Consider the following 9,194-nt stretch of genomic DNA (forward strand, 5'->3'; position numbering starts at 1 on the left):
TCCACACCCTGCCCTCACCGTGGCGGTCCCCGACCGCCTGGTACAGGTCACGGGCCCGGGTGTGGGCGTCGATCGCCTCCTCCGCCCGGCCCACCTCGCGCAGGGCCATGCCGAGGTTGTTCCACACCCTGCCCTCACCGTGGCGGTCCCCGACCGCCTGGTACAGGTCACGGGCCCGGGTGTGGGCGTCGATCGCCTCCTCCGCCCGGCCCACCTCCCGCAGGGCCATGCCGAGGCTGTCCCACGCCATGGCCTCGCGGCCACGGTCTCCGGTGGTCCGATACAGGTCGCGGGCCCGGGTGAGGGCGTCGATCGCCTCCCCCGCCCGGCCCGCCTCCCTCAGGGCGCTGCCGAGGTTGTTCCACGCCATGGCCTCACCCAGCCGGTCCCCGACAAGCCGCGCGGCCTCCCGCGCGGCCTCCGCGACGGCGATCCAGTCGTCGAAATACCGCCGCCAGGCCAAGTACTCCCCCAGACACAAGGCCAGCCGCAACGCCGCGCCCGCGAACCGCTCCTCCCGCCCCCACCCCACCGCCGCGACCAGACCCGCCCGCTCCCCGTCCAGCCACGCCAACGCCTGCCCCCGGTCCCCGAACCGCTCCGGCTCCTCCGAACCCGGCAGCCAACGCAACCGGTCGTCAGCCGCATCCGCCCACCGCACATAAAACTTCAGGACCCGCTCCCGCGCCGCCTCCCCCTCCTCCCTCAACCCCGCGTCCCCCGCCACCACATCCGCCCCGAACACCCGCACCAGGTCATGCAACCGCCACCACCCGCGTTCGCTCCCCCTCTCCACGAGGTGTGCACGGGCCAATGCCACGAGGCCGCGCACCGGAGGCTCCGCGGCACCGACCAGCGCGGCGACGACCTCGTCGCTCGCCTCGGGCCCCGGCGCGAGAGCGAGCAGGCGCAGCAGCCGCGCGTGCTCGGGTGGCAGTCGGCGGTAGGAGAGCTCGAAGGTGGCGCGGACGCTGCGCTCGCCGTCGTCGAGGTGGTCGAGCCGGTCGCGGGCCCCGGCCATCTCGTCCACGAGTTCGGTCACCGGCCTGTCCGGGTCCTCCGCCAGCAGGGCGGCGGCGATCTGCAGGGCCAGCGGGAGGTGCCCGCAGAGACCGGCGAGTCGCTCGGCCGTGTCGGGGTCGTCGGCCACCCGGCTGTCGTCCGGGTCGGCGATGCGCAGGGCACGGTCGAGGAGTTCGTACGCCTGCTGCGGGCTGAGCCGGTCCAGAAGAACGAACCGCGCGCCCAGTTGGGGCAGCCGGTGGCGTGACGTGACCAGGACGTGGTGCCGGGAGTCGCCCGGCAGGAGGGGCCGTACCTGGTCCGATGAGAAGGCGTTGTCGGCCAGGACCAGCACCGCGCCGCGCTCCTGGGCTCGGGCGGCCAGTGTCGCGTGGTAGAGCGCCGCCCGCTCGCCCGTCGTGGTGGGGACGTGTTCCGGCGGGGTACCGAGGGCGCGCAGCAGGGCCTGGAGGGCACGGTCGGCGGTGACGGGCTCCCGGTCGTAGCCGTGCAGGTCGATGAAGAGGACTCCGCCGGGGAACCAGCCCCGCTCACGGGCCAGGTGCGCGGTCTCGACGGCGAGCGCGGTCTTGCCGATGCCGCCGAGACCGGACACGGCGGCGACGAGGGTCGCCGCCGACCCGGCCGACCGCGCCCCGGCCGGGTCCAGCGCACGCAGCAACTCCCTCGTCTCCTGCTCCCGGCCGGTGAATCCGCCGGGCCTCGGCGGCAGGCCGGCCAGCGCCTCCGGGTCGGCGGCCCCGCCCTGCTGGATCACGACCTGCACGCCGACCGCCTCGCGCAGGAAAGCCCCGCCCCGGAAGTCGGAGTGGTCGCCGTCGTACCAGGCCGTCCCGCTTCCCGGCGCGAACCGCTCCATGGCCCGCGCGACGGCACCGGCGACGCCCCGCGGATCGGCGGCGAGCAGGTCGGCCACCGCCTCACCCCACTCCCGCACGGCCTCCCGCCGTGCCGGATCCGCCGCCGCCTCGGCGATCTCCCGGACGGACGCCCCGGCCTCCAGCCCCACCGCCCGCGCCAGCCTCTCCACCGCCCGGCGTCCGCCGTCCCCACCCGCGCCCTCGGCCAGGGCCGTCAACAGCGCCGTTGTCCCCCGCCCGTTCCGCGTCCCGTCCCCGAGCCGGGGGGAGACCTCCTCATTGCCGTGTCGGGGCCGGTGCTTGCGCAGCACCGCCATCATGACCGCGACCGCCTGCTCTGCGGCGCGTTCCTGTGAACCGGCGACGTAGGCATCACGCTTGCCGCCATCAGCGCGGTCGCTGATGCCCCGGATCACCAGGGCGTCCAGCCGGCTGCTCAGATGGGCCGCCTGGAATGCACCGGAGCCCTCCATCTCGATCGCACCCGCGTCGCTGTAGCTCCTGCGGAGGAACCGGGCGATCTCGGACTCGGCGTCCGACAGGACGATGTCGCCCGTGGCGATCGGCAGGAAGTGCGTTCGTACGCCGGGCATGTCCCGCACGGCGGAACGGGCCGCCTGTTCGAGCGCGTGCGAGCCCGGCAGGGCCTTCGGCCGGACCAGGAAACCCTCCGGCGTCCGCTTGCCGCCGTGGATCTCGTACACCTGTGTGCCCACGACGACGTCGCCGATCCCGACGTCGTCCTTCAGGCTGCCGGCGATACCGACGAAGAACACGGCCTCGGGGCGCAGCCAGTTGATGAGCCGGGTGGTGAGAGCGGCGGTCCGCTCGGCGCCCATGCCCAGCTCGGCGAGGACGACCTGCCAGGGAGTATCCGGTAGCCGGCCTCCTTCGGCCCGGGTCCCGTCACGGTGCACCAGCTCCCGCCGCTCCATGACGTGCGCGCGGACGGCGGCGTATTCAAGGGGTAGTGCGGTCAGGACGAGAACGGTGGATCGTGCTGCCGGCCCAGCTGGTCGTGGTGCTGGCTCCGTCGCCACGTCCAGCGTTGTCCGCTCGCGCGGTGCCGCCGGCGCCGGACGTCCGCCTTGTCGCCGGCGTACCAGGTTGTGGACCTCTGCCCAGTGCCGCGCGCCCGCCGGGAGGGTGAGCGTTCCGTCGAGGTCGGGCACAGTGGCCGTGAAGCGAGCGCTGATCGCCGGGACGTTGCGCTTCAGGTAGGTGGAGACCGTGGCGATCACTTCGTCGGCCTCGTCCCGGCGGATGGTACTCAGCAGGCGCTCCCTCATCCCCGGAACGAACTCATATGCCTGACCCAGTACGTCGTCGGTGCGGGCGCTGCCGTGCACTCTCCGGAGGAGTCCGCTGTAGACGATCTCCGCCAGGTCGGACAGGGGACTGTCCGGCAGCATCGCGGACTGCACCGTACGCATCACCGCCAGATTGAGCGGGACAGCCGCGAGGTACGCGGCAAGACGGAAGACCTCGGGTTGCGCCTGGGCCCGGAAGTCGTCGAACGTGACGTCCCGTCCGGGCACTTCGTTCACATCGAGCGCCTCGGGGCCGGACCGTGGGAGTGCCGCGGACGCGGGCAACAGCACCGCGGCCGCGTCGAACGCGGCGGGTCCCGCGATCGCGTGCGCCCAGGGGGCAAGCCACTCAGGGCTGATTCCCAACACCGGTACGGGAACAGCACCACGCTTCGGGCCGTCCGAACGCAAGCCATAACCGGTGTACAGCAGGGTGGAGTTGGCCCCTCCCGCTTCCGTGCTGCGAAAGCGCCCCGGCTCCGGCGCCAGGGCCGTCCGCTCCCAAGCGTGCTCAGGCAGTGTCTGGAGTATCGCCGTCGGGCCACTGGCCGCCCACTTCCGCAGCGCCCTCCTCAGCATGTCGGACCCCCAAGCCGGTGCCACGCCGTCCGTGAGGACGAGGGTGATCGTGCGGCCCGTGGAATCGACCGCCGAACTCGTCGAGCGCAGCAAGTGCGGTGGGGTCGCGGCGCTGATTCCGAGCCCGGGAGAACCGTCGCTCCGTGCCAGCAAACGGCACAGGCGTACGTCACGGAACGCGCCGAGCCGTTGGCACAGGGCGCGCAGTTCGCGTGCGAGCGGCTCCCAGAAGACGCCGCTCTCGCTGTACGCGTCCATGACGATCACGAGGTCGAGCCATCGGTCCTCGGCCGGCGTGAGCACAGGAATCCAGTGGTGGTGGTCGGCGATCCGGGTCGCCGTGGCCTCCTCGTCGAGAACCGTGCTCACCGTGGAGGGGACGCGCCGTTTGAGAGGGCGCAGCGCGCGCGCCAGTTCGCGGTGGCGGGGCAACGCCGCCGACCCGCCTACCCGAACCGGCGCCGCCTGCAGGGCTTCTGTTTCCGCTCCCTCATTCGGGGAGCCGTGCCGAGGCAGATAGAACCGCGTGGCTTCGGATTCGGATCCGGATCGGTCACTGTCACCGACCTGTGACGACTCCGGCCCGGGGCCGCCCTCCACGGTGGACGGAACCGGGCGGTCCTCGGACGGCAGGAGGACCCGCCCGGCCGGCCCGATCCCCTCGGGCAAATGGCGTGCCAGCCAAATGAGTTCGGCCACTTCGCGAGGTGTGGGCGGTTGCTCCGCCGGGCAGAGGTCGGCGAGCAGCGAGCCGAATCGCTCCATCACGACTCCGTCGGCACCGTCGCATTGAGATGCTGGAACACCAGCGCGGTAAGCCGGTCGAGGCTCGGCGCACCGTCATGTGCCGTACGGCTCACCAGGTAGACGGCGTTGAGGAGCTGGTCGGTGGCCAGCTCGCCCGACGTGGCGTGGCTGAGGAACCTGCTGATGACTTCGTCGGCGTCCTCAACGGCGGTGGGGAGATGCGCCCGCACAATGGTCCGCAGCCTTTCGTCGTCGTCGACGGCGGGGAGATGGAGCCGGACGCAGCGACGGAGGAACGCGGGCGGGAACTCACGCTCGCCGTTGCTCGTCAGGATGACGAAGGGGAACGTGTGGCAGCGTACTGTGCCGCGCACGACCGTGACCCGGGCGCCGTCGTCGGCCGGGCGGACCCGGACCCTGGGCTGTTTGTCGGCGACCCTGGAGAGTTCCGGGATCTCGAACATGCCTTCCTCGAAGACGTCGAGGAGATCGTTGGGCAGGTCGATGTCGCTCTTGTCGATCTCGTCGATGAGCAGGACGCGCGGCAATGCGTACGGCGCCAGAGCCGTGCCGAGCGGTCCGAGCCGCAGATAGCGCCCGACGTCCGTACCGTGCTCCGCCTCCGCGGCCGGGACCGTGGTGACACTTTTTCCGGCGGTGTTTCCCTTCCCGCTCGCTTCTGGCACACCGCTTGCAGGGTCTCGGGCCGCGCGGGTGACTCCGGCGTCCTCCAGCCGGCCCAGCGAGTCGTACTGGTACAGACCGTCGCGCAGTCCGGTCTTGCTGTTGATCGGCCAGCGCAGCACCGTGCCCAACTTCAGTTCACGAGCTACCGCATACGCCAGTGTGGACTTCCCGACGCCGGGATCGCCCGTCACCAACAGCGGGCGGCGCAGGTACAGGGCCGTGTTGACCGCCTCGATGGTGCGTTCCTCGGCCTTGTACGCGTCGGCTCTCGGGAGCCTCCGGTCCCCGGGAGTCTCGGCGTTCCGGTCGAACGGGGTGACCTCACCGGCGTGCTCGAAGTCCCGCCACGGCGGCGGATCCGGCAAACGGTCGATGCCGTCGTGCGGCTCGCGCACACCTCGGTAGATCCGCCACTCGCTCATCAGGGGCGTCCTTCCTGGGCCGGGGTCAGAGGAGACCGAGGGATCTGGCGTCCGGGGTCGTCCCACAACAGGACGATGTCGTCACCGAGATGCCCTTCTCTCTTCGGGGGCTTCTGCGCGTCGATACGCAACTGGCGGATTTTCTCGGGCAGTTCGTCTCGCCGTGTGTCGTCCAAGGTGGCACACAGTTCGGCGAAGAACCCGTTGCCGGGGCAGGCCCGTCTGTCCGGCGCCCCGCATCGGGCACCGTCGTCACGCTCACAGGCCGGGCTGCCCCGCCGCCACACCATCATCGGCACTCCGGACGCGACGGCCACTTGGTAGGCGTCCGAGACCGGCTGCGACTGCGGAGAACCAGCGAGCGCGAGCGCGGCCAATGTCGGATCGCTGTCGAACGAGGCATCCAGCGCGGCCTGATGCTGATCACCCCGACCGCACACGCACACCATCATCTCGCTGACCGCCTTGCCGTCCAGTTGCTGCCAGCGCTCAGCCCATGCCGCGTGCAACGCGGGCGCCTCGTGCCGCTCAAGCGGCCGGACCACCACACGCTGTTTGCGGCCCAGTGAGAACCAGGGCAACTGCGGCCAGAGCGAAAGATCGGCGAAGCCTTCGTCGAGTACCTCTTTCGGGAGGATCAACTCGATCAGACCGGGGCGGGTGGCCCCGCCCATGATCTCGATCTGTTCGGGCAGCAGCGCCACCAGACGCTCGACCGCCTGGTTCAGGGGAAGCGCGTCCGACTCCGGGGCGGCCGGATCGATGTCGTTCGCCGAGCGGTAGCGCCACACCCTGACGTGGTACAGCCGTCGGTCGCGCATCGAATGGCGAATCCTGCCGATGATCGATGCCTGGGCTTCCGACGCGGCCCCCTGGGCCAGACGCTGCTGGACCTTTTCACCGAGCCCGAGCCTGCCCGCTGTGATCAGCACCAGGTCGCGCAGCTGCTGCACGGCTCCCTGACAAGCTGGATCCGTCACGCCCTTACGAGCGAGGTCGGCGGCGAAGGCCAGCTCGTAGGGCAGTTGACCGGCCTCGGGCGGCATCTGGGCGGTCAGCTCGGTGAAGACGTCACGGTGGTCCAGTAGCGGATACGACTCGGGCTCGCGGGCACCTTCGACGGCTGCTGCGAAGAACGCGGCGCGATGGCTGCTCGTACTGGACGGTCTCGCGTCGGATCCGCCTTCGGCACCTGTCCGGTGGGCCGGCAAGGGCTTCTCGTCCATCGGCTCCATCGGCAGCCGAGAGAGGATCGCCAGCAGTTGTCGTTCCTCGGCGGGGCCGAGCACCGGGTCGAGACCCTCACCGGCCCCTCCCGAGCCGTGCCCGATGAGGCCGTCGGACAGCCGGGCCCACCGGTCGTCCTGCCCGTGGAACACGTCATGTGCCCGTATGAGGGTGCGGTAGACCTCCACGTCCAGCAGCCTCAGTGCGCTCACGGGGGTACCGAGACCTCCCATGGAGGTGTTCCGCAGCCTGGTGGCCTTGACGATCGCGCAGACGCCGCCGGACTCGTGGTTCAGTACCGGGCCGCCGGACAGCCCTTTGTTGACCTCGCCGCCCACCAACTCCAGCATCGAGCCGCCCTGCAGCTTCGTGGTGCCCCCGCGGGTGAGGGCGGCGGAGCGCTCGGACGCCTTTCCGGACTCGTAGATGTCGGAGAAGCCGATCGCGGTCAGAGGGGCGTCGCGCGAAGGAGGCATGGTGTCCAGCCAGACGCACGGATGATTCGTGGGTGCGTCGAGAAGTCGTACCACGGCCAGATCCGGATAGGGCCACAAGTCCCGGCCCCTGGGCGGGGCCGACGCGGTCAGCACGGATCCTTCGAACTCCGTGTCGTTCCAGAAGACGGGTAACCGAGTGCCTGTCCGTACCCCGGCCACATGGGCGCAGGTCACCACGTAGCCCGGGGCGACGAAGAAACCCGCCCCCTGAGACGCTCCGTGGACGCGCACGCGGCAGGTGCCCAGGTGTTCTTGGAGAAGTGACAACGGCGAGGGCCTGCGCACGGCGTGTGGCCTCAGTCCTGAGCCCGTGGCACCGGGGGTACGGCCGGGGGCTGGGCCGGCTGCGGTGGCACCACCGGTGTGACAGTGGCGGGCTCGCCCTTCCAGCTCAAGGTCACCTTGAACGCCGCCTTGCCGCTGCCACCTGCCAGGGCGGCGACAAGGCCGTTCTCGCCGGCAGCCAGTTCCAGACCGAACTCGACACTGACCTCGTCGGGACGGGCCTTCGCCACGGCGTTGCGCACATTGGAGGCGACGGCCTGGAGGGATTCCTGGAACCCCTCGAGTCTTTCCGTGATCCGCTCGCCGAGACCGGAGTCGCTGGGCCCGTCACCCTCGTCAACCGTGGCCCAGATGACCTGCTCATCCGGCATCCGCAAGCGCACGAGCTGCGACATGGCTCCCCCTCACTTGCCACCTCTGGCAGATCACATGGTACGAGCAGCATGTCGGATCCGTGGACCGATCACGCCGAATCGCTTCGGTGCCCTGAGCGCAGCGACCACCCGGGACAGATGTGCCTGTCGCGGGAGAACCGGGACCACGGCACTCGCCTTCCCCCACCGCCTGCGCGCGCCGACCGCCCATCGACACAGCACGGAGGTTCCACATGGTCACGCACCAGCACGACGGACACGCCGCCACAGGGAGCACGGTGGTGGAAGCGTTGTACGGCTCGCTCGTCCAGGGTGACGTCACCGCGCTGCTCGCGGGACTCGACGAGCGGATCGAATGGACCGTTCCGCCGGGTCTGCACTACGGAGGCACGTACCGGGGCCGCGAGGAGATCCTGGAGAACGTGTTCTCCCGTTTCGTCACCGAGTGGCAGGACTTCACCGTTGCCCCCGCGGAGATCATGGACGCCGGGGGCCGTGTCGTCGCACTCGGCCACTGCAGCGGCAGGAACCCGGCGATCGGGAAGCCGATGAGGACGCGCTTCGTACACGTGTGGCGACTGCGGGACGGCGTCCCCGTGCACTTCGAGACCGTCCTCGACACCCACACCATGGTCGCCGCGATGGGAACCGGCTCCCTCCTGCAGCCGACCGAGCAGCACCACGCGGGGCGGGCCCCGCCCCTTTCGGGGGCCGATCCGGTCGGACGTTCCTGGCTCCGCCCCGTTCTCCGAATCGAAAGACGCAGCACATGACTTTGTTCGAGCATGATTTCGTCGCGGCGGGTTCCGCCGGACCGCCCGGGGACGACACGGGGCGGATGAGTCACGACCCGCTCGGTGCCCTCCTTCGCCGTACGACGGTGGAGGTCTCCCGTCGTACGGTGACGGAGGGCGGGACCGGCCCAGGACGGAACAGCGCGTACGATCGGCTGCTTCCACGTCCGGCTGCCGCCCGCCGAACACGACCGGCTCGCCGTGGTCGCCGCCCAGTGGGACGCCGTGGAGTCGTTGCCCTCTACACGCGCCGACGGGACCCGCAGAAAACGGGAGTGCGAGCGGTGTGGGCGGGGGGGGCCCCCCCCCCCCCCCCCCCCCCCCCCCCCCCCCCGGCCCGCCCCCCCCCCAGCGCCCCCCCCAACAGCGGGAAGCGGGGGGTGTGCAGG

5 protein-coding genes and 2 pseudogenes are annotated in these 9,194 nt (G+C 71.0%); 1 reads left to right on the plus strand and 6 read right to left on the minus strand.

Annotation, left to right across the window (positions count from 1 at the left end):
- The 6 genes and pseudogenes from ACFV5H_RS09650 to ACFV5H_RS09675 all read right to left on the minus strand — a co-directional run.
- The coding region (locus ACFV5H_RS09650) for a tetratricopeptide repeat protein (RefSeq protein ID WP_385194013.1) at window positions 1-1,882 on the minus strand (1,882 nt) is incomplete at its 3' end.
- 273 nt (window positions 1,883-2,155) lie between these two features.
- A pseudogene (locus ACFV5H_RS09655) lies at window positions 2,156-2,818 on the minus strand (nucleosidase); the annotation flags it as partial.
- A gap of 327 nt (window positions 2,819-3,145) precedes the next feature.
- Window positions 3,146-4,537: pseudogene (locus ACFV5H_RS09660) on the minus strand (SAV_2336 N-terminal domain-related protein); the annotation flags it as partial.
- Window positions 4,537-5,628: an AAA family ATPase gene (locus ACFV5H_RS09665; RefSeq protein WP_385058876.1), complete on the minus strand. Its 1,092-nt coding sequence runs from the start codon at window positions 5,626-5,628 to the stop codon at window positions 4,537-4,539. The pseudogene ACFV5H_RS09660 and the gene ACFV5H_RS09665, both read right to left, overlap by 1 nt.
- Window positions 5,628-7,637 carry a trypsin-like peptidase domain-containing protein gene (locus ACFV5H_RS09670; RefSeq protein ID WP_385058878.1) on the minus strand — a complete coding sequence of 670 codons (2,010 nt, stop codon included), beginning with the start codon at window positions 7,635-7,637 and terminating at the stop codon, window positions 5,628-5,630. The genes ACFV5H_RS09665 and ACFV5H_RS09670 overlap by 1 nt, the downstream gene beginning before the upstream one ends.
- A gap of 11 nt (window positions 7,638-7,648) precedes the next feature.
- A complete protein-coding gene (locus ACFV5H_RS09675; RefSeq protein WP_385058880.1) occupies window positions 7,649-8,032 on the minus strand; it encodes a CU044_2847 family protein in 384 nt (127 codons plus the stop codon).
- Between the two features lie 212 nt (window positions 8,033-8,244).
- Between ACFV5H_RS09675 and ACFV5H_RS09680 the strand changes: the two genes are divergently transcribed.
- On the plus strand, window positions 8,245-8,784 hold the full coding sequence (locus ACFV5H_RS09680; RefSeq protein ID WP_385193829.1) for a nuclear transport factor 2 family protein: 540 nt from the start codon (window positions 8,245-8,247) through the stop codon (window positions 8,782-8,784).
- The last annotated feature ends 410 nt before the right edge of the window (window positions 8,785-9,194 follow it).

Origin of the sequence: Streptomyces sp. NPDC059787 (genome assembly GCF_042732315.1) — a bacterium.
Lineage (GTDB): Bacteria > Actinomycetota > Actinomycetes > Streptomycetales > Streptomycetaceae > Streptomyces > Streptomyces atrovirens.

Excerpts from the sequence above, each read along its gene's own strand:
- ACFV5H_RS09665 (WP_385058876.1), bottom strand. The coding sequence starts at position 5,628 with ATGAGCGAGTGGCGGATCTACCGAGGTGTGCGCGAGCCGCACGACGGC.
- ACFV5H_RS09675 (WP_385058880.1), bottom strand. The coding sequence starts at position 8,032 with ATGTCGCAGCTCGTGCGCTTGCGGATGCCGGATGAGCAGGTCATCTGG.
- ACFV5H_RS09680 (WP_385193829.1), top strand. The coding sequence starts at position 8,245 with ATGGTCACGCACCAGCACGACGGACACGCCGCCACAGGGAGCACGGTG.